The sequence below is a fragment of the Gracilibacillus sp. HCP3S3_G5_2 genome (genome assembly GCF_052063305.1).
Lineage (GTDB): Bacteria > Bacillota > Bacilli > Bacillales > Amphibacillaceae > Gracilibacillus.
Window position 1 is genome coordinate 92,926 of the sequence record NZ_JBQHXU010000006.1, and the last position, 19,709, is coordinate 112,634.

Genomic DNA, 19,709 nt, shown 5'->3' on the forward strand with positions numbered 1-19,709 from the left:
AATCATTTTATATTTAAATCTTTCCGGATAATCCGGAAAGATTTATCGCATTATTCATCATGTTCCTTATACAATCTGGCACGTACAAATTTTCTATCCTTCTTGCATCTCATTAACCTTTATTTAAGTTTTGAGAAATTCTGTCAATAATGATCGCTAAAATAACAATTGCAAAACCTGAAACAAATCCAGGACCTTCCTGTGAACGTTGCAGAGCTGTTAAGACTTTATCCCCAAGCCCTGGTGCGCCGATCATTGATGCAATTACAACCATGGATAATGCAAGCATTACCGTTTGGTTTACACCTGCCATAATTGTTTTTCGTGCCATTGGTAACTCTACTTTAAATAGCTTTTGTGAGCCTGTTGTACCAAAAGCATCAGCAGCCTCCACTAATTCATTGGACACTTGGCGAATACCTAAATTAGTAAAACGGACTACAGGTGGTGTAGCGAATACTACAGAGGCAAAAATACCTGGTACCATTCCGATACCAAAGAATACTACGGCAGGAATCAAGTAAACGAAAGCAGGCATTGTCTGCATAAAGTCTAATATTGGTGTAATAATTGTTTGTGCCCACTTGCTTTTTGACATCAAAATGCCGGCAGGAATACCGATAATGATCGATATCAAACTAGCAAAAAGAACTAAAGTAAAGGTATACATCAACTCTTCCCACAAGTTTTGGTTATAAATAAACCATAAACCAACAATCGAAAAAGCAACTAATCCGAATTTCTTACCAGTAACAAAGAAAGCTATCACCGCACATAATAAAATGATAATCAGTGGCGGGATGGCACTGAGCCAATCGGCAGTCATCTCAACAAAATTACCAAAATCTTGTTTAATCGGATCAAAAATAAACTGAAATGTCTCTTTTAACCAACTAGTGAATGAATTAATCCAATCCGCTAATGGAATTTGAGGAATAAAATCAAGCATCTTCTGTCACCCCATTTCCATTTGCTAATGCTGCAATTACAGCACCACGGACTATAATCCCTTTTAACTTACCTTTATCTACAACAGCAACCGGAACTGGCGCATCATGAATAATCTCAAAAATGTCATGAATGGGTGCTTCTAATTCGGCAGTTGGCATATTAGTACGCAAGATACTGTGTAAATCTTTTTCTTGGTTATCTCGAGCCTGTTTGACATCATCAGCTGTGACATAACCCTTTAATTGTCTTGAACGATCCACTACATAAATACTAGACAAACCTTGCTCACGAATTCGTTCAAGTGCCACCCTAGGACCATGTTTATCAATATCAACAGTCTCCGGACGTTTCATAATGTGACTGGCGGTTAATACTTTAGAACGATCGACATCCTCCACAAATCGCTCTACATAATCATTTGCTGGATGCACTAAAATTTCTTCCGGAGTACCGATTTGTACAATGGAACCATCTTTCATCAACGCGATTCGATCACCAATTCGTAAAGCCTCGTCTAAATCATGGGTTATGAAAATGATCGTTTTTCTCATTGTTTGCTGAAGGTCTAATAACTCATCTTGCATATCTTTTCGAATAAGCGGGTCCAATGCAGAAAAAGCTTCATCCATTAGTAGTACTTCCGGATCGTTAGCTAAGGCACGTGCTAATCCAACACGTTGCTGCATTCCACCTGACAACTGATCTGGATACTGGTGAATAAAACTCCCCAAGCCTACTAATTCCAAAGCTTCTTTCGCTTTTTTGGCACGTTCATCTTTTTTCATCCCCTGAATTTCAAGACCAAATTCAGTGTTCTCCAATACGGTACGAAAAGGAAATAAACCGAACTTTTGGAATACCATACTCATTTTTTCACGGCGTACTTTTCGTAATGTTTCCTTCCCGACCGTAGCCAAATTTTCTCCGCCTACTTCCACGTCGCCTTCCGTAGGGTCGATTAAACGATTTAACAAACGTACAAGTGTCGATTTACCACTGCCGGAAAGCCCCATAATTACAAAAACTTCCCCTTCTTCCACATCAAACGTTGCGCGGTTAACACCTACTGTACAGCCTGTTTTCTCTAAAATTTCTTTTTTTGTTTTTCCCTCATCTAACATTGAGAGAGCCTCTTTTGTTTTTTTGCCAAAAATTTTCGACAAATTTCTCACACTAATAACAGACATGTATCTATATCACCTCAATTATTTTCATAGTTTCTCAGTATTTATGCATCACTTTTACTATGCTAAAGGTTTTATCTATTAATTTCAAGAGTTATACACTTTTCAATCTGATTATTCTGTTTGTAAAGTTTAAACTTTACAAAATAAAAATATTATTTTATCCTTTTTTCTTGTGTTAATTTTGATTTTTTAATTGGGTAGATGTAAAGTTATAATAAAAACCGAGAAAGGGGTTTCGATACCTTTATGATAAGGTCAACAGATACTAATTTAGAAAGGGTTAATAATAAAATAATCTCTGAATTTTCGAAAACTCTTGAAATGTTTTCTTTAAATAAAACAGAAGCGCAATTGCTTGTTACCCTTTATTTAAATGAAGGACCGATGACGTTAGACGAAATGAAAGATGCACTGGGAAAAAGTAAAACGGCAATGAGCTATGCAGTTCGCAGGCTCCAAGAATTTAATTTAGTCGAACGTGTCTGGCAAAAAGGTGTGCGAAAAGACCTATATGAAGCGCGCGAGGATCTGTATAAAAAATTTATGAACACCTATGTTAATCGCTGGCTCGAATCACTTAACCTGCAAATTAATAACTTAGCAGACATTCAAGAGGATTTAGCTCGTTATCCCGATCAACAAAAGGAATTGTTCGAGCATAAAATTCATGAAGCGATTTCTTTTCATCGTTCACTCGAGGAAGTTTTTTCAAAAATTAAAAGGAATGACCTTCTATAGTTTAACATATGTGGTTAGTGAAAGAAAAATACGTAACTGGAATACCTATATTCCAGTTACGTATTCGATATCTAATCCAATAAGAATAAAGCGACTGAACCTTCTTGAAATAAAAAACGGCTACCTCATTTGGTAGCCATTCCCTTACTGCATCTCTTCCACTGTCCCGTTGTCTTTATTGACAATATACCAGCCTAGCGTTGCGGTATGACTTGTTTCTCCATTTGAAACTAATTCATATACTTGAACGACAAAATCATTATTATCATTTGTATGATCCGCTACAACTTGGATGTCACTATTTTCTGTGATTTGCAGATGGTCTCGTACTAAATCTTCGGCTATACTATCCGTGATTTCAGTACTCTCCGTTTCATTGGAGTTTGTATTGTTTGCAGAAGAAGATTCTTCATCTTGACCACTATCATTGGTTTCTTCATTCATAGCTTCGGATCTTACTTCTTGGACAATCCAAGCATCATCTGAAGAAGTAATAACATAAATCATTCTAACCTTTCCGATTAAATCATTTGATTGCTCCTGTGTAACCTCATATTCTAGTTCATCGACTTGTTCCAATGTAAAGTCTTTCTCTTGATCTAGCCATTCAGGCATTTCAGTTGGTATAACATATAGCCGATCATTATCTTCGTCAAAATAATGTGTCACAAAAGCATCAGCTAATTCTTCTGTCATAATGTTCATAAAGTCTTCTTTCAGCTCTGCTTTGGAATGAAAGTCTGATAATGAACCATCATCTTCTATGTTTTCGATTACTGACATGAACGTCTTTTCATATTCAGCTAACACTTCTTTCGCCTGCTCTTTATCAAGTTCAAGTGTTGCCTCCTCAGTAGACTCTTCATTATTTGTTGCTTCCACACTATCATCTTCTGCTGTCTCATCTACATCTGTATCATTTTGTGTACATGCCACAAATAAAAGAGATAATAGTATGAGCATGCTGATGTAAAATATTTTCTTTTTCACTGTAATCTTCCCCCATTTTTTCTATTAACTTTTCCATGCAACAAGCCTACACTAGTGCTCTTTTTATATTAGCAGACTATTGGTCATACTCCTATAAGCCTATATTACCATAATTATCATTTTCGTTAAAAATTTACTAACAAAAAATCCATAATCAACGGATTGCAAGAGCAATTAAGCTTCTCCAAAGCCAAAATAGAAACAAATACAAACTGTAAGCTAATTATTATACTTTCAAAGTTGGATTTACACAAAGCTCTTGACACACTATACCCAAAGTGGTATACAAGTATACAGGCAGAAAATACTAATTACTTCATTTTTGTTTTATCGTATCCATTAACAAGACTATAAAAAAGGATAAAGGAGTGGATAAATCCTAAATTTTGATTACCTAAATAAGTAAGCGCTTAACTTTTTTTAAGCACGAAGAATAGACGTGGAGAAACCTGACAATAGGAACAATTCTTTTTGGAGGAGGCAAACTAATATTTTTATGAAAACTAATATATCTCTTAAACAATTAGTTTTAGTGTCTATAAAAGCCGTATCGATACGTGCTATGTCGCTATCTTTTGCAATACTGTTGGTGACATTCCTCTTTAATAACAGCATATTAACTGCCAGCACAGCCACCAACAACGACTTACCTCCCACAGGATTACCTTACGAAAATTACCCTGCACTAAAAGATCAATATAAAGATTACTTCTCCTTTGGTATCTTTGGTAAAGGTGAGATTGAGGGATTACTCTACAATTACGCTTCCTATACACCAGGTAATGAGATGAAACCCGAGAATACTCAAAGAGAAAAAGGCACTTTCACATACACTAGTGCCGATAATGCGATGAAAGCCTATTCTGATAGAAACCCAGATATGCTCTTTTACGGACATACTCTCGCATGGCATTCACAAACACCTACGTGGATGTGGGACGCTCCACCGGCTAGATACGATCAACCTGGTGAATTCGACAGAGAAACGGCTCTTGAAAACCTCCATACTCATATTGAGAATGTACTAGGCTACTACGGTAGCCGGATTGAAGGGATCGATGTGGTAAACGAAGCTATTGGAAACTCAAACCCTGACGATTGGAGAGCGTCCTTAGCTAAAGGAGAAGGCTGGTATATGGCGCTAAACTGGGAGTGGGTAGAGCTTGCCTTCTTGAAAGCAGCCGAAGTTGTTGACAGCAATGGTTGGGACGTCAAACTGATCTACAACGATTTTGGGCTAGATTCTCCTGACAAAGCTCGAGTTGTTTATGAGATGGTAAAAGATATTAATGAGAGGTATGCAGATGTACGCCCAAATGGTAAACCTCTGATTGAAGTTATTGGTATGCAGGGACACTATAACCTCTCCACAAATGTCCAAGATGTTGAGGACAGCATCAAACTGTTTGCAACACTTCCCGGAGTCAAGGTCCACATTACCGAGATGGACATTGCTTTACCACCGGGAGAACTAACCCCTGAGAATGAAAATAATCAGGGGATGAAGTATGCTGAATTGTTTCAAATTTATAGAAATTATGCTGTAGGTCCAGCCAATACTACGGGCAATCCAAAGGTTATCGAAACAGTCAAACTTGCAGGTGTGAGGGATGTACACGATGGCTGGAAGGGCGGCGAATTTGCTATGCCGTATGACTATGATGGACATGCCAAAAAAGCATTGCTAGGTATTCTATACCCTGAAGAGTTTCTTGCCACTCACGAATACATGGAGCCTGATACAGATGAAGACCAAAAACAAATCGACGGTGTCTATGTGTATGATACGAGTGATGGAGACAGTTGGTCCGGGGCAAATATTATACTAGGTACCGACGCATCCCAGTGGCCATGGTCTACAACAGATGAGGACGGAAAAGTAGCTTTCACTCCTGAAAAAGATGAGACATACCGTTTAAGCTTCAACTATACCGCAAAAGGTACTACCTCTATTCGTGTACGTTGGATAAAAGATAATTCAAATGGTGGCTATACTAGTGCAGATGGAGCGGACGTAAACAGCTATCAGTATGATGCTAACGAAGTGGCTAAGCATATCCCTGCGTACTTCAACAGTGGCATGGTGAATATGGGAAGCTATACCTTAACAACTGAAATAAAACTAGATGGTTCACAACCTGCTGATGGTTTGATTGGTAACATTGCCATTCGTGGTGGCGGGGGTGGTAACGCCTTCTCCATAAATTGGGTCAAAGTGGAAAAGATTGGAACCAATGGAGAGCCTGATACACTTCTAGTTAATTGGCCTGAGGGTATCGCTGGTGAGGTTCCGGGAGATAGTGAAGACCCAGGTGATGGCAATGATCCGGGAGGTGGAGCTGGATCAGGTGACGGCGATGATCCGGGAGGTGGAGCTGGATCAGATGACGGCGATGATCCGGGAGATGGTGCTGGATCAGATGACGGCCATGATCCGGGAGATGGTGCTGGATCAGATGACGGCCATGATCCGGGAGATGGTGCTGGATCAGGTGACGGCGATGATCTGGAAGGTGAAGCAGACCCAATCGATGTTGAAGATATTGATGATGGTAATGAACTTCCTGATACTGCAACCAATACATTCAATTGGTTAGTATTAGGAATGATGTTGCTACTAGTCGGATCATCTTTTTTCTTGATTACAAAAAGAAAGCATAAATAATAAAATCGGAACAAAGGGATAGATCTTTGTTCCGATTTTCAACCTAATCCCTCAAAAAAAGGCATAATTTTACTCATTATTGCATCTAAAAAAAGGAATTTAAAGTTCGACTTTTATTCTACTTGTCGAGTGTGCTCCTTCTATACTATTCATCCTTCAAAATCTCACGCAAAAACCTTTCCCGATGTTCTATAAAATAACGAGTGATTTGATAATGATCCGTATTTTCATAAGCAACTTCCTGAATATGGTCATCATCAAAACTAAAAATGGTCGCCTCCGGATACCCTAACAGAATCGGCGAATGGGTTGCGATAATAAATTGACTATCACCGTTTGCTGATAAATCATACAATATCCTTAAGAAAGCAAGTTGTCGCTGGGGGATAATGCAGCTTCCGGCTCATCCAATAAATAAATCGCTTGTTGATGAAAGCGATGTTGAAACAAGGATAGAAAGGACTCACCGTGTGACTGATGATGCAGCGACTTACCGCCATAAGACAAGTCACCTCCGTCAAGCGAATCAATATGGGTAGCAAAATGATGAAACGTTTCTGCTCGTAAAAAGAAACCGTTTGTTACTTTCGGCATCCATGACAATGTAATATAATCTCCTAATGCTGACTGAGCTTCATGTACCTCAAAATAATTATTACGTCCCCCACCAGCTGTATTAAATCCACATTTATCAGCAATAGCCTCTAGTAATGTTGATTTACCTGATCCGTTCTCCCCGACAAAAAAAGTCACATTACTGGTGATATCCAATTGCTTTAACCTTTTTATTACTGGGATTGTAAAAGGATAGCGATCATCATCAGTACTTTTATCTTTCTGCAGTGTGATTCGTTTTAAATACATATTATCACCTACTTTCTACTCTTTTTTAAAACGATAACCAACACCCCAGATCGTTTCAATAAAAGTTGGTTGTGAGGGATCTCGTTCGATCTTCTCCCGGATTTTACGAATGTGCACCGTTACCGTGGAGCTGTCGCCGACCGCATCAAAGCCCCAGATTTTTTCTAAAAGGTGATCTTTCGTGAATACCTGGTTAGGATTCGTCGCAAGGAAATATAATAAATCATACTCTTTGGCGGTCAACGTCAGTTCTACATCATCAAGATAGACTCTTCTTGATGGGTGATCGATAGTCACCCCTTTGAATTCGATGAGTGGCTTTGTTTTTTCTCGTTGTGTTAGCCGCCGATATCTTAATATATGTGCCTTTACTCTGGCAACAAGCTCATTCGGATTAAATGGTTTGACGATATAGTCATCAGCTCCGCGGTTAAACCCTTTTATCTTATCGATATCTTCTTTTCTTGCGGTTACCATTAAAATCGGGATGTCTAATGTTTCTCTGAATTGTTCACAAAGCTTAAATCCATCAATTTCAGGCAACATTAAATCTAGTAAAATCAGTGCATAAGATTCTTGCTTGGACAAGGTTAAACCTTCGCTACCAGTTGTTGCGATATCCACGTCGAAACCACTTAATTCTAAATAGTCCCGCTGTAATTCTGCAATACTTTCTTCATCTTCAATAATTAGTATCTTGGTCATTTTTGTTCACCTTTTTTCAATTGAAAATAAATAGTCGCACCTTGATCAGGCTCACTATCCGCCCAAATCGTGCCACCATGTGCTTCGATAATCTTTTTCACAATCGCAAGTCCAAGACCGCTTCCCCCTGTTCTTGAATTCCGTGATGTATCTGTCCGATAGAAGTGGTCAAATATATAAGGAAGTTCTTTTTCACTGATTCCACTTCCATTATCTTCTACAGCTATCATAACATGTTCGCTTTGTTCTGTTAGTCTAATTGTGATCATGGCTTTCTTTTTGCCGATATATTTAACACTATTAGTAATGACATTCATAATCGCTCGGTATAAATGCTCACGATCCGCTTTCACTAAAATGGTTTGTCCCTTGTCCGCAATAAACTCGAAAGTTATCTTATTATATTGAAACTTTAATTCCTCGATAATATCGTCTAAATAGGCATTAACATCAAGCACTTCAAACTGAAATGGCATCCGATCTAAATCCAGCTTTGAATAGATAAAAAGCTCATCTACCATTTTTTCAAGCTGATCTGTTTTGTTATATATCGTCTGCATGTAGCGATCTAATTTTTCAGGTGAGTCCGCAACACCATCCAGTACTCCTTGAACATATCCTTTAATCGATGTCACCGGTGTCCGTAAATCATGAGAGATACTAGCAATTAATTCTTGGCGGTTTGCTTCATATTTTGCCTGGGTTTCCTTCGCCTGTTTTAAACTTATTCTCATTTCTTCAAACGTATTGGATAATTGACCGAGCTCATCCTTTTTCTTGGATTGTATGTTATGGTCCAGGTCACCTTGTTTTATTTTTTCTGCGGCTTCGTTCAATCGTTTAATCGGTTTAATAATCGTCCTTGATACAAAGTAAGTCAACAAGCCATTCGTGACCATTAATAAAAGAATAATTGCCACCAATCGGTAACTCATAAACCTTTGCAGGCTATCCCCTTCAGGTTCTAGATTTCCCATCACGAAAAAAAGATAACCTAACAAAATCTCAATGATTAAAAAGCCGACCACTGGTATGATGATCATTGCTATATTGGACAACAATAATCTTTTTTTTATTGACATCAGCTGCACCTGCCTTTTGTTAGATTATAATAAAGAAAGAACGGATAAGCCAATTTATCCGTTCTTCTGCTTGCGATCTAGAAAAGGTACGAGGATCGCACAAATAATAGCGGTATAATAAGGCAGAAACTTTATTCCGATTGGCGTGTTAAAGATCGTCATTCCTAAAATACCAATTAAACTCGATAAAGCAATCCCTAACACAAAACCTCCTATTAATCCTACTATAATAGCAATAAAAACTCTCATGATAGATTCTCCTTTTTTAGATAAAATTTTGCTTGAATAACCATCCAGAATGACAATAATAAAAGAGTAGTCCCTATTACTGGATGTAAAGCTGCAATCCACGGAAGCTGTCCTGCAATATTTGCAGAGAAATACATAGAAAACATCATCAGCAGCAACCCGAAAACCTGCCAGTATACCACTCTTGGTAGTTTTGCTAACCAGGCAACAATTAGCAGTAATAACGGGACATTAAAGCCAAACAGATGAATAAAAAACGTGTGATTTGCCCAATGCATTGGATGAATAAATACAGCCATTCCTGCTAAAATAATTTGCGTTGTAATCATTAGTGTAAAGATGACAGTGAGTGCGAAATATAAGATTTTCGCAATTGGAATTCGCATAGATTCTTCCTCCTTTATTTGACTGTAAGCACAGTCTATCGTTAGAATCTAAACTCACTCTTAGCTAATTCTTATATTTTTCTTAAATAAGAAAAGCATGCTCTTATTTTGCTTACCACTTTTTTTCCGCAACAAAAAAAAAATCCACATGAGGCGGATTATCGGAAATATTTTTCTATATACTGTTGTTCTTCCTCTTCGGTAAACAATCGTAATGCCCTGCCAATATTGCCATTTTGTAATTCCCAAATATAATTATGTACTTCTACTGCATTACTAAAATCACCGTTCTGCCATTCCGTTAAAGTCTCCATATAAAAATTTCGATGTGTAAAATTAGAGTTTTTTGCTATGTCAAGCATTAGTTCAATTCGTTCATCGGTAATCTCTACAGCACCCCATTTATCTTCAGCATGTACTTTCTGATGGGTCATATGGTGCAAAATATCCATGAAATTCTCTTCGCTTTTAATTTTTTCTACATGCACCTCCTGTACTTCTTCTTCGATATCCTCTTGCTCCGTTTCTTCTTCCTTCTTTTTCTCCTCCGTTTCCTCTTTCATAGTAGTCTCCTCTTGTGGCTGATCCTCTTTTGCAACATCACCTTCAGAAAACAGGGCAAACCCAACAAAAATTGCAAGACCAAGAATACCTATAGCAAATCCGATAGCAACAACCCAGCCAATAATGCCCAATAATTTACTTTTCATACCAATACCTCCATAATTAACATATCAAAACCACAGCAGAAATCAAGGATTGATAAAGATAAAGTGAGACTTTAACAAACAGGGGTTTTCATCTCCACCGCTCATTAGCGAAACTTATCAGGGTATTAGCGTCTGTTAAGCCCTTGTATTACTTGCAGCTTGAAATGGGCGCTTACACACGTTCAGCACCGTGAAAAATGTGTTGGGTTTAATTGTTGAGGGTAATACTAATGTAGGATGAATTATTTAAATAAGGAGTGATTTGATGAGTAATGTAGTTCCTTCCATTAAATTACAGGATGGTCTAGATGTTCCAGTTGTTGGTTTTGGTACAGCAAACATGAAAGGAAATCAAGGAGCGACTGCTATTGCAAGTGCGATTTCTAGTGGCTACAGGTTAATAGACACCGCTTATAATTATGAAAATGAAGGTGCAGTTGGCGAAGCCATCCGTAGATCAGGAGTACCTAGACAACAAATACAAGTTGCATCTAAACTACCAGGTCGATACCACCAATATGACAGGGCAATAGAAGCGATTCAAGAATCATTATTCCGTGCAAATTTAGACTACTTTGATTTATATTTAATTCACTGGCCGAATCCAAAACAAGATCACTACGTAGAAGCATGGCAAGCATTAATTGATGCAAAGAAGTGGGGATTGATCCGCTCCATTGGTGTAAGTAACTTCTTACCTGAGCATCTCGAAAGGCTAGAAAAGGAAACAGGAATCCTCCCAATCATTAATCAAATTGAGTTACATCCATTCTTTAATCAGGAAGAGCAACGAAATTGGCATGAGGAACATGGAATTGTCACGGAATCATGGAGTCCGTTACATCGGGCAAAAGAAACAATGAAAAATGAAACACTTCAACACGTGGCACACAAATATAATAAATCTGTAGCACAGGTCATTTTACGTTGGCATTATCAGCTTGGTGCTGTTACAATTCCAAAATCAACCTCACCTCAAAGACAACTTGAAAACCTTTCAATCTTTGACTTTGCGTTAGATTACGAAGATATGGAAATGATCGGGAAGCTGACTAAACATGATGGCAGAATCAACGATCAGGACCCTGCTTATTATGAAGAATTCTAATCTATATTAAAAGCCGAAATCTAGTAAATAGATTTCGGCTTTTATCTTTATTTTCCTTTGTACTTTTCCTCTGATTGCGAAGAACTCTGGCTATTTTCCTTGTCTTTTAGATTCTTCTCTTCAATTTCCAAGTCTCTTAATGGAATATCATCAACGAGTTGCTGCTCCTTAAACTTATGCAACTCAGACCTTTTTTCATCATGGGTACTTTTTCTCTTGTTATCAACGGTTTCTTTTTGCTCTACTTCTTTATTTTTCCGTTCCTCTCCCATCAAATACACCTTCCTCTTTTAATTTCTTTGGATATTGGTAATGATGATATTGCTTTTTGGCAAAGCAGGAATATCATTCATGCTATAATCGAAATCCTGCTCTGGAAAATCAAATGAAATTTCCGTGCTAAAGAAGTTTACCGTTTCATTTAATATATCAATCGTTATCCACTCACCTGCACATCGGTGACCAATGTTAAATTCACCACCCCCTTGAGGAATAAACTCAAATGGACTACCTTGCCAGTCATTAAAGCGGTCTGGCTTAAACTGATTGGGCTCGTTCCATATTACAGGGTCATGGTTAGTTCCATATAAATCCAGCAATGTAAGTGTCCCTTCTTTAAAGTCATAATTATTCCAGGTAAAATCCTGTTTCACCCTCGCAGCTGCGAAAGGAAAGAAAGGATAATAACGACGTACTTCCTGAATAAACTGGCGTCCATTCCCTTCACGAATTTTTTTAGCTTCTTCTGGATAATCATGCATAGCCAGTAATGCAAAATCAATATAGACAGCAATCGCAACAATTGGTCGTAATAAATTTAACAGCTCGACAGCCACAATATCAGCCTTTAATAATTGACCATTAGCATCCTTATGCCAAGAAAATTGATAGAGGGCACGATCCTGATCTACCTCTATCTTTTCTTGACGGACTTTTTGGACAAGATCTTCTACCCAACTTTCTGCCTTTTGCCTAGACCATCTTGCTTTCCAATGCTTTGGTCCCACATCTGCAGCATGTTCAAACAAATCGCTTAATTCATCTACCCATTCATCGGCCTCTTTTTTCTGAAAAGGTATGCCCGTCCACCGAAGTGCGATTCGTGTCAATACATATTTTGCTATTTCATATATGTTCACTTCATTCTTTTCACTCAAGAATTGATTAATCCATTCCTCCTTCGTTAATTTCCGAATCTCATCTAACTTATTTTCTGTCATTAACGACATAAACATTGCTTTACGATTACGATGTTGGTCACCATCCAGCCCTTGCACACCACCTTTACCAAAAAGTGTTTTCTCTATTCGACCAGGTGCCGCATTCTTTCGCTGAAATTTCTCATTGTCATAAAACAATTTTGCTTCATTTTTACCAACCAAACAAATCGCTTTCTCACCGAGCAATCTGGTTTCAAAGATTCGCGAATTAAACTTGTCCGAGCGGTTCATAATAAAATAATAACCTTCTTTAAGTAGCTCTAGAGTATGATCTAATCCTTTTTCCTGTGGTAGCTGATGATTCTTTGTCATGATCAAACCTCCAATATAAATGCATTTGTTAGTATCTTTCCCTAACTGCTCCCGATAAAACCAAAAAAATGGTAATGATGAAAAGTGTAAGGCTACTGCTTTTCCTAACCCACTTCTATTTTTCAGGATAAATATTGGCAATCCTAGTTCATGAGACCTTCATAACGTAATATCTTGGGAAGGGAGGGAAAAACTAGCTAACTGCACAAGGAATCTAACAACAGTCAAGCAAGTTCAAATCTTTCCACCTCACATAAAAAAGCTAACACTTTTAGTAGTGTTAGCCCAGTTATCCTATTTATTTAATATGTCTATATCTTTATTCTGTCGCTTTTTTACTTCTTCCATTTTTCTGTAGAACGCTTCTTCCAGATCGATTTCAAAAAAATTAGCAAACTTTGTCATATATGCAAGACAATCTGCAAGTTCTTTGCCAATATCTTCTTTGATGCTTGCTTTTGCTAATTCGAAGGCTTCCGCTTCGTCTTTTCCCTGATTAATCAGTTCATTCGTTTGATTAAAAGCTTTTCTTAATTCTTCTGCAACTTCTGCCACCTCTGTTGAAAAAAGCATGTAATTATGTAATAAAGATGATTTCGTTTCTTCAAAATGAGCACCGCTAATCTCCCAATTCATTTCCTCATGATAATTTTTCATGAAGGTTTGTAATTCTCTCATTCACTCCACCTCATTTGGATATACTTGTTTGTCAAATACTGTCCATCCGTGTATTTTGCTAATTGTTTCTCATTCGTTTCCATTGTCATTGAACTGATCCAGCTCTGCTCCTCAATAAAATGTTTGATTGGCTGTTCACATGATTTTGAAGTATCGATTGATTATCTGTGAGAAAGCGAAGGTCTTCCTCCACATTTCTCATTCACAATCAATAATGGAAAACTTTTTATGTATGGACCTTTCTCTACTCTTTGCCCCACCTAGTAAACTCTTTTAACAAATATTGTAACATATAGATGTAAAGTTGCGATTTCGTTTTCAAGGAATTATGATAAAGTGAGACGATGATCAGTGGGATTGTTTCGCCTACTGACCATTAGCAAAACTTATCAGGGTGTTGGGCCCTAAACTTATCCTTGTGTTACTTGAAGTAGGGGTTTACAGACAGCACCGTGATAAGAATAAACCATTAATTAAAAAGGAGCGTTAGCCATGCATTTAATCTTAGCTTCTTCTTCACCAAGAAGACAGGAATTATTACAGCAAGTACATATTTCTTATACCATACGAAAGCCTAATGTCGATGAATCTCAAATCACGGAAACCAATCCAGAGGAAAAGGTCAAACAGCTCGCTATGTTAAAGGGAAGACAAGTCCCTATTCAAGACAAAGATGAAGTAATTCTATCTGCGGATACGGTTGTTTCCTTTCAACAAAACATTTTCGAAAAACCGGCAGATAAGCAGGCAGCCTACAAAATGATCGAAGCGATGAGTGGTAAAAAACATGAAGTATTTACTGGTGTGATGCTACGTTCTGCAGAGAAAGAAGTAGTATTTGTTGAAAGCACTACGGTAGAATTTTGGCCGTTAACTGAAGAAGAGATCATCTCCTATATTGAAACAGATGAACCATATGATAAAGCTGGCGGATACGGAATTCAAAATGTTGGGGCGATGTTTGTAAAAGGGATTGTTGGTGACTATTATAATGTTGTCGGCTTGCCTATCTCTCGTGTTGTCCGAGAGTTAAACAAATTTATGATTTCCCCCAGATAAACTGAGACTATGAACATGGTCTTACAGACGTTTAACACCATGATAAAATATAGATAAGCTACCAGAGGCTGAGACAAAAGTGTTTTTTATCCAGCAAATTTCGAACAAATTGTGCGAATACCTTTGGAAAAGTACTTCGCTTTCCATGGGCTTGTCCTCAGCCTTCTCAAAAAAGAAGTTCGCGTACTGCGGGGCCTTCACACTGCACTTTCCCACAATATTTCCTACGCTCTATTAGCATATAGTCCGGCTCTAGACTCAACACTTTCTTTTTGATTTAACCTCTTTTTTATGTAAATATTCTATTACATTTCACTCAAAACAATAGAATCATGAGTAAAAAGTATGTTATTTTAGAATATGTTGATATAGGTATAAATACCTTAAAAACAAACTATATAATTCAAACATCATGGAGGTTAACAAATGAGAAATTGGACTTTTGTATTATTTTTGTCACTTATGATGGTGATTGCAGGGTGCTCAGCGCAAACTACCCCCTCTACAATGGATGATAAAATTAACATCGGTGTTATGTTGTCAGACGTTGGACTTGGTGACCAATCATTTAGCGACTCTGCTTTTTACGGATTAGAACATGCACGTGATGAATTAGGTATACTTTTTGATTATCGTGAGTTGGCAGATGTCGGAGATTATCAAACTGGCTTATCCCAGTTAATTGAGGAAGGTAATGACTTAATTATCGGTCTTGGGTATATGATGGAAGAAGATTTATTGAAAGTTGCGGAAGAATATCCTGATCAACAATTTGTAATTGTTGATAGTGTGATAGATTTACCTAATGTCACAAGCGTAACCTTTAAGGAACATGAAGGAAGTTTTCTGATCGGTGCTATTGCCGGTATGAAAACAGAATCCGATATCGTTGGATTTGTAGGAGGAGAGGATACACCGCTTATCCATAAATTTTTAAATGGCTATAAACAAGGAGTCGCTGCGACAAATCCTGATGCAACCGTAATAGATCGCTTTGCAGGAGACTTTGGAGATGATCAGCTTGGTGAACAAATTGCTGCTGAACTAATCAATGAAGGAGCAGATTATATTTATCCATCAGCAGGCTTTACAGGTGTTGGGGTAATTAATCAAGCACAGGAAGAAGGCATTTATTCATTTGGAGTCGATTCTGACCAATATTATTTAGGTGAAGATACTGTTGTATCATCCATGATGAAAAATATTGATGTGGCGATGTACACATTAGCAGCCGAACTTGTGGAAAATGGTGAGCTAACAAGTGAACATCTGGAATTAGGTTTAAGTGATGACGGGGTTGGATTAGCTCCTATTCGTGTTCTTTCTCTCACATCAGATGAAGAAAATCAGCTGAATGAGCTGACAGACGCTATCAACTCTAATGAGATTACAGTGAACGAATAAGGAGAAAGGGTGAAACACATGAATTTAAAACAAAAATTAAGATTAAACTCACTATTACCTTTGACTATCGCCTGTATTATTATCGGATTTATCGCATTTCAAATGACTCAAATTTACTCTTCCAATAACGACAATGTCGAAAAGCTTGTGGATGTCGAAAAACTAAATAGTGCAGTAATATCAGTGGAGCAAGGTTTAAGCAGTTTTTCTCTAAACAGAACAGATGCAGATGCAGAAGCTGTTCAAAACAGCTTACAGAACAGCTTCGATATTTTAAGGGGTTTAGCTAATACCGAAAGTGCAGAAGATCAAATACGCAAGATGGAAGAAAAGCTAGAAGCTTTAAATAATGATATCGCAGTAGCTTTAGATGAAAAAGATGCAGCAGAGGCTAGAAAACAATCGATTAGAACTAGGGGGCTTCAAAACGATATTCATTTATTACAATTAATTGTGGATGAAAACTACCAAACAGCACAACAAGAACTAGAAACAAAGATTGATTCGATCATCTTGTTCACGATTGTTTCAGGGATAGTGTTACTACTAGGAACAGGAAGCTTTTCTTTTATCATGACAAATCGGATCGTAAAACCAATTTATACCCTTACCGATCATGCAGATGCTATTTCCAATGGTGATCTTACCAGATCAATTGAGGAAACAGCACGAAGAGATGAAATTGGACAATTACATAATAGTTTCGCCCGCATGAATCAAGATTTAAAAGAATTAATTGCCAATGTATTAGAAACAGCCCAAAGTGTAGCTGCTTCTGCAGAGCAATTAAGTGCTAATGCAGATGAAACGTCATCAGCTACTGAGCAAATTGCCGATTCCATTCAAGAGGTATCAGATGGATCTGAACAACAACTTGATAATGTTGATCAGTCTAACCGAAATGTCGAACAGATCGCAGAAGATATTGAAGCTATCTCAGCTCGCATTTCACGCGCAACAGCATCTTCCAATCATGCTTCTGAACAATCTGAGCAAGGGATGGAGACCGTTAAACGTGTTAGCGAGCAAATGGACATTATTAACCAAAACACCGAAGATACTGGTCAGGTAATCGAAGGATTAAATACTCATTCTCAGGAAATAAATAAAATTGTCGATATAATAACGGATATCGCTGAACAAACCAATTTACTTGCCCTGAATGCTGCAATCGAAGCAGCACGAGCTGGCGAACATGGAAAAGGGTTTGCCGTGGTAGCAGATGAGGTGAGAAAATTGGCGGAAGAATCAGGTCAATCCGCTCGCCAAATTAATGACTTAATTGCAGTGATGCAACAAACCACTGTAAAAGCAGTAGAATCAATGGAAGCAGGAAATCAAGCAGTTAAACAAGGTTCCTCCCTTGTATCTGAAGCAAGTGATGCATTCGGAGATATTACGAAGGTTGTCACAGATGTTCAGGAACGTATGGTGGAAGTGACGACTTCTCTTGATCAAATGAAAGAAAATAAAGAAACACTAGTTACTTCGATGAATCAAGTATTGTCCATTACAGACAAAACTGCTCATCATTCTCAGGAAGTTGCAAGTGCTACGGAACAGCAAACAGCCTCTATTCAAGAAGTATCAGCTGCTACGAAAGTGTTAGCAGAAATGGCACAAGAATTACAAAATAAAGTGAGTCGCTTTCAAATCTAGAAATTAATGAGAGAAAAAGTAGCTCAGCAAAATCACCTAGCATACTAATCACTTTTTTTGATTGGTATGCTTTTTTACAAAATCTATGTCTCTATTGTGGTAAGATTTGATGAACTGGTGGTGCTAAGATGACTGACGAAAAAAGAAACTCCTGAACAAAAGAGAGAAACATTAAGACAAAAAGAACTTAAAGAAAATCCTGCTAGTAGTTTTCAAGGTAGTAGATTGCCCGATTTAGTCGGAAGTTTAAGCTGGAAGGGTACTGGAATCCTGATTCTTATCGTTATTTTAAGTATTATCATTTATTCGGTTTTCTTTCACTAACAGTACGAATAGCACCACGAGTAATTCTCTTATAACAAAAGTAAGCTGGGTAGTTTTATGCAAAATTACTTCGTTATTATATTTCAAAAATGTTTTGTGTAATAATCAAAAAAGAGCCTCAATTACATTTGGGCTCACTCCCCCTTTTTTTTAAAAGGCTTCACTATAGTATTCACGCAACTCTTTAGCATTTTCCTTCCAATTTACTGGCTCACCTTTAACAAGTTGCTGAAAGACGTCTAGACAGCGATGCCAACCTGCAGCCATGTACATGGCCATTGAGGCGTCATCAAAGGAATGCTTAAACGTAAATAGACAGCCATTTTCTCTTTCCCTTATACGCATTTCAAGCAAATCGTCTATCTCTTGGAATACAAAGGTGTGCGGTGCCTCTAACTCGATTACTTCTCCTTCATATACAGAACCTTCCCCATCATCAAACTTCAGCTTACCACCGACTTTTATATCCATTTCTGTTGTTGCGAATGGATACCATTGGATAAAGGAAGGCGGGTCGATTAATGTATCAAATACTTTATCTGGAGAAAGTAGAAATTCATATTCAAATGTTAGCGAGTATCTTCCATTATGTTGACTAAGTGTACCGTAATTCATTGGAACTACCTCCTTTTGAATGCTATTTTATCATACAACTGACAATAGTATTCAAAAGTATGATATAACATTGACTAGTTGTCTACATCATAATATGGCTATATTACCAAAACTTATAAAAAAAAGAGGGATTATTATGAATCCATTAAATAACAAAATTACTGCTGTATTTATTCCTGTGAAAGATATTCGGAAGGCACGTGACTGGTACTGTGATTTACTCGACAAAGAACCTGTTGATGACTTTCCTGGAGGGCACCTTTATGTTATCGAATTAAACGGGTTAAATGTGGTTTTGGACAGTCAAATCTACCGGGAAGAAACGATCCTAAAAACACCTGCCTTCCATTTTGATACCGAAGATATTCAAGAATCCTATCAGTATATAAAAAACAAAGGGGTAACATTACTTTCTAAAATTCAATTCGGTCATTTCTTCAACTTTCAAGATCCAGATGGAAACCATATGATGGTATGTGAGAGATAAGGGTGAAGGGTATGATCCAGCAGAACTCGACTATGTAATATCTTAAGCCTATCGGGGTAAAGGGGTTCTCCAAAACTTGTAAAGAAGTAATGAGTATGGCTTTCAACTTTAGAACTTAGAACAGATTCAGGCAAAGAGTTTAACCGAAAACATCGGTTCCGGGCTATCGAGAAAAACAGGTCATGGTTATAGTGTAACTGTGAACACCTCAATCTATTTGATTGAGGTGTTCTATCTAATAACATTTAAAGGTGCGCTCTCCCACTTTGGCACGTAAAAACTCGGTTAGTTTACTGCTTTCAAATAAAATTAATAA

20 protein-coding genes and 1 pseudogene are annotated in these 19,709 nt (G+C 37.6%); 8 read left to right on the plus strand and 13 right to left on the minus strand.

Annotated features, from left to right (window positions below; genetic code table 11):
• Positions 1 to 112: 112 nt before the first annotated feature.
• Positions 113 to 949, minus strand: coding sequence for an ABC transporter permease (locus ACTNEP_RS10575; RefSeq protein ID WP_441161919.1), 837 nt, complete (start codon positions 947 to 949; stop codon positions 113 to 115).
• Positions 942 to 2,138, minus strand: a complete 1,197-nt coding sequence (locus ACTNEP_RS10580) for a quaternary amine ABC transporter ATP-binding protein (protein WP_441161921.1) — start codon at positions 2,136 to 2,138, stop codon at positions 942 to 944. Before ACTNEP_RS10580 ends, ACTNEP_RS10575 begins: the two co-directional genes overlap by 8 nt.
• A 246-nt stretch (positions 2,139 to 2,384) precedes the next feature.
• Here ACTNEP_RS10580 and ACTNEP_RS10585 point away from each other — a divergent pair, with 246 nt between their 5' ends.
• Positions 2,385 to 2,876, plus strand: a complete 492-nt coding sequence (locus ACTNEP_RS10585; protein ID WP_441161922.1) for a GbsR/MarR family transcriptional regulator — start codon at positions 2,385 to 2,387, stop codon at positions 2,874 to 2,876.
• 144 nt (positions 2,877 to 3,020) lie between these two features.
• Here ACTNEP_RS10585 and ACTNEP_RS10590 read toward each other — a convergent pair whose 3' ends face one another.
• Complete coding sequence (locus ACTNEP_RS10590) at positions 3,021 to 3,866, minus strand: hypothetical protein (RefSeq protein ID WP_441161924.1); 846 nt, start codon at positions 3,864 to 3,866, stop codon at positions 3,021 to 3,023.
• A gap of 496 nt (positions 3,867 to 4,362) precedes the next feature.
• Between ACTNEP_RS10590 and ACTNEP_RS10595 the strand changes: the two genes are divergently transcribed.
• A complete protein-coding gene (locus ACTNEP_RS10595; RefSeq protein ID WP_441161926.1) occupies positions 4,363 to 6,531 on the plus strand; it encodes an endo-1,4-beta-xylanase in 2,169 nt (722 codons plus the stop codon).
• Between the two features lie 145 nt (positions 6,532 to 6,676).
• Here the strand turns inward: ACTNEP_RS10595 and ACTNEP_RS10600 are convergent.
• The 6 genes and pseudogenes from ACTNEP_RS10600 to ACTNEP_RS10625 all read right to left on the minus strand — a co-directional run bounded on the left by ACTNEP_RS10600 (position 6,677) and on the right by ACTNEP_RS10625 (position 10,527).
• Positions 6,677 to 7,395 (minus strand): annotated as a pseudogene (locus tag ACTNEP_RS10600) (AAA family ATPase).
• Positions 7,396 to 7,410: 15 nt separating this feature from the next.
• Positions 7,411 to 8,100 carry a response regulator transcription factor gene (locus ACTNEP_RS10605; RefSeq protein WP_441161927.1) on the minus strand — a complete coding sequence of 230 codons (690 nt, stop codon included), beginning with the start codon at positions 8,098 to 8,100 and terminating at the stop codon, positions 7,411 to 7,413.
• Entirely contained in the window at positions 8,097 to 9,182 is a 1,086-nt protein-coding gene (locus ACTNEP_RS10610) for a sensor histidine kinase (RefSeq protein WP_441161928.1), read from the minus strand. Before ACTNEP_RS10610 ends, ACTNEP_RS10605 begins: the two co-directional genes overlap by 4 nt.
• Before the next feature lie 54 nt (positions 9,183 to 9,236).
• Positions 9,237 to 9,431 (minus strand): DUF5957 family protein, encoded by a 195-nt coding sequence (locus ACTNEP_RS10615; RefSeq protein WP_441161929.1) that lies wholly within the window; start codon positions 9,429 to 9,431, stop codon positions 9,237 to 9,239.
• On the minus strand, positions 9,428 to 9,817 hold the full coding sequence (locus tag ACTNEP_RS10620) for a DUF6220 domain-containing protein (RefSeq protein WP_441161931.1): 390 nt from the start codon (positions 9,815 to 9,817) through the stop codon (positions 9,428 to 9,430). The genes ACTNEP_RS10615 and ACTNEP_RS10620 overlap by 4 nt, the downstream gene beginning before the upstream one ends.
• A 158-nt stretch (positions 9,818 to 9,975) precedes the next feature.
• Positions 9,976 to 10,527: a DUF6241 domain-containing protein gene (locus tag ACTNEP_RS10625; protein WP_441161932.1), complete on the minus strand. Its 552-nt coding sequence runs from the start codon at positions 10,525 to 10,527 to the stop codon at positions 9,976 to 9,978.
• Between the two features lie 265 nt (positions 10,528 to 10,792).
• On the opposite strand from ACTNEP_RS10625, the gene ACTNEP_RS10630 reads away from it, so the two are divergent.
• Complete coding sequence (locus ACTNEP_RS10630; RefSeq protein ID WP_441161933.1) at positions 10,793 to 11,635, plus strand: aldo/keto reductase; 843 nt, start codon at positions 10,793 to 10,795, stop codon at positions 11,633 to 11,635.
• Between the two features lie 47 nt (positions 11,636 to 11,682).
• On the opposite strand, the gene ACTNEP_RS10635 is transcribed toward ACTNEP_RS10630, so the two are convergent.
• The 3 genes from ACTNEP_RS10635 to ACTNEP_RS10645 all read right to left on the minus strand — a co-directional run bounded on the left by ACTNEP_RS10635 (position 11,683) and on the right by ACTNEP_RS10645 (position 13,845).
• Complete coding sequence (locus ACTNEP_RS10635) at positions 11,683 to 11,907, minus strand: hypothetical protein (protein WP_441161935.1); 225 nt, start codon at positions 11,905 to 11,907, stop codon at positions 11,683 to 11,685.
• An 18-nt stretch (positions 11,908 to 11,925) separates the two neighbouring features.
• The gene (locus ACTNEP_RS10640) at positions 11,926 to 13,167 is read right to left on the minus strand and encodes a cytochrome P450 (RefSeq protein ID WP_441161936.1); all 1,242 of its coding nucleotides are present in this window, start codon (positions 13,165 to 13,167) and stop codon (positions 11,926 to 11,928) included.
• Between the two features lie 294 nt (positions 13,168 to 13,461).
• Positions 13,462 to 13,845, minus strand: coding sequence for a MazG nucleotide pyrophosphohydrolase domain-containing protein (locus ACTNEP_RS10645; protein ID WP_441161937.1), 384 nt, complete (start codon positions 13,843 to 13,845; stop codon positions 13,462 to 13,464).
• A gap of 492 nt (positions 13,846 to 14,337) precedes the next feature.
• On the opposite strand from ACTNEP_RS10645, the gene ACTNEP_RS10650 reads away from it, so the two are divergent.
• The 4 genes from ACTNEP_RS10650 (at position 14,338) to ACTNEP_RS10665 (ending at position 18,291) form a co-directional block, all read left to right on the plus strand.
• Positions 14,338 to 14,904: a Maf family protein gene (locus tag ACTNEP_RS10650; RefSeq protein WP_441161938.1), complete on the plus strand. Its 567-nt coding sequence runs from the start codon at positions 14,338 to 14,340 to the stop codon at positions 14,902 to 14,904.
• A 426-nt stretch (positions 14,905 to 15,330) separates the two neighbouring features.
• Complete coding sequence (locus ACTNEP_RS10655; RefSeq protein ID WP_441161939.1) at positions 15,331 to 16,308, plus strand: BMP family lipoprotein; 978 nt, start codon at positions 15,331 to 15,333, stop codon at positions 16,306 to 16,308.
• A gap of 18 nt (positions 16,309 to 16,326) precedes the next feature.
• Positions 16,327 to 17,967 carry a methyl-accepting chemotaxis protein gene (locus ACTNEP_RS10660; protein WP_441161940.1) on the plus strand — a complete coding sequence of 547 codons (1,641 nt, stop codon included), beginning with the start codon at positions 16,327 to 16,329 and terminating at the stop codon, positions 17,965 to 17,967.
• A gap of 132 nt (positions 17,968 to 18,099) precedes the next feature.
• A complete protein-coding gene (locus ACTNEP_RS10665; protein WP_441162122.1) occupies positions 18,100 to 18,291 on the plus strand; it encodes a DUF6366 family protein in 192 nt (63 codons plus the stop codon).
• 150 nt (positions 18,292 to 18,441) lie between these two features.
• Here ACTNEP_RS10665 and ACTNEP_RS10670 read toward each other — a convergent pair whose 3' ends face one another.
• Positions 18,442 to 18,906, minus strand: a complete 465-nt coding sequence (locus ACTNEP_RS10670) for an SRPBCC domain-containing protein (protein WP_441161942.1) — start codon at positions 18,904 to 18,906, stop codon at positions 18,442 to 18,444.
• 136 nt (positions 18,907 to 19,042) lie between these two features.
• Here ACTNEP_RS10670 and ACTNEP_RS10675 point away from each other — a divergent pair, with 136 nt between their 5' ends.
• The gene (locus ACTNEP_RS10675) at positions 19,043 to 19,393 is read left to right on the plus strand and encodes a VOC family protein (RefSeq protein ID WP_441161943.1); all 351 of its coding nucleotides are present in this window, start codon (positions 19,043 to 19,045) and stop codon (positions 19,391 to 19,393) included.
• Positions 19,394 to 19,709: the final 316 nt, after the last annotated feature.

What these genes read in the sequence shown, in the direction of transcription:
- ACTNEP_RS10575 (WP_441161919.1), bottom strand. Translation starts at nt 949, where the DNA reads ATGCTTGATTTTATTCCTCAAATTCCATTAGCGGATTGGATTAATTCA.
- ACTNEP_RS10660 (WP_441161940.1), top strand. Translation starts at nt 16,327, where the DNA reads ATGAATTTAAAACAAAAATTAAGATTAAACTCACTATTACCTTTGACT.
- ACTNEP_RS10635 (WP_441161935.1), bottom strand. Translation starts at nt 11,907, where the DNA reads ATGGGAGAGGAACGGAAAAATAAAGAAGTAGAGCAAAAAGAAACCGTT.
- ACTNEP_RS10605 (WP_441161927.1), bottom strand. Translation starts at nt 8,100, where the DNA reads ATGACCAAGATACTAATTATTGAAGATGAAGAAAGTATTGCAGAATTA.
- ACTNEP_RS10595 (WP_441161926.1), top strand. Translation starts at nt 4,363, where the DNA reads ATGAAAACTAATATATCTCTTAAACAATTAGTTTTAGTGTCTATAAAA.
- ACTNEP_RS10655 (WP_441161939.1), top strand. Translation starts at nt 15,331, where the DNA reads ATGAGAAATTGGACTTTTGTATTATTTTTGTCACTTATGATGGTGATT.
- ACTNEP_RS10580 (WP_441161921.1), bottom strand. Translation starts at nt 2,138, where the DNA reads ATGTCTGTTATTAGTGTGAGAAATTTGTCGAAAATTTTTGGCAAAAAA.
- ACTNEP_RS10675 (WP_441161943.1), top strand. Translation starts at nt 19,043, where the DNA reads ATGAATCCATTAAATAACAAAATTACTGCTGTATTTATTCCTGTGAAA.
- ACTNEP_RS10610 (WP_441161928.1), bottom strand. Translation starts at nt 9,182, where the DNA reads ATGTCAATAAAAAAAAGATTATTGTTGTCCAATATAGCAATGATCATC.
- ACTNEP_RS10640 (WP_441161936.1), bottom strand. Translation starts at nt 13,167, where the DNA reads ATGACAAAGAATCATCAGCTACCACAGGAAAAAGGATTAGATCATACT.
- ACTNEP_RS10625 (WP_441161932.1), bottom strand. Translation starts at nt 10,527, where the DNA reads ATGAAAAGTAAATTATTGGGCATTATTGGCTGGGTTGTTGCTATCGGA.
- ACTNEP_RS10645 (WP_441161937.1), bottom strand. Translation starts at nt 13,845, where the DNA reads ATGAGAGAATTACAAACCTTCATGAAAAATTATCATGAGGAAATGAAT.
- ACTNEP_RS10650 (WP_441161938.1), top strand. Translation starts at nt 14,338, where the DNA reads ATGCATTTAATCTTAGCTTCTTCTTCACCAAGAAGACAGGAATTATTA.
- ACTNEP_RS10620 (WP_441161931.1), bottom strand. Translation starts at nt 9,817, where the DNA reads ATGCGAATTCCAATTGCGAAAATCTTATATTTCGCACTCACTGTCATC.
- ACTNEP_RS10615 (WP_441161929.1), bottom strand. Translation starts at nt 9,431, where the DNA reads ATGAGAGTTTTTATTGCTATTATAGTAGGATTAATAGGAGGTTTTGTG.
- ACTNEP_RS10630 (WP_441161933.1), top strand. Translation starts at nt 10,793, where the DNA reads ATGAGTAATGTAGTTCCTTCCATTAAATTACAGGATGGTCTAGATGTT.
- ACTNEP_RS10585 (WP_441161922.1), top strand. Translation starts at nt 2,385, where the DNA reads ATGATAAGGTCAACAGATACTAATTTAGAAAGGGTTAATAATAAAATA.
- ACTNEP_RS10670 (WP_441161942.1), bottom strand. Translation starts at nt 18,906, where the DNA reads ATGAATTACGGTACACTTAGTCAACATAATGGAAGATACTCGCTAACA.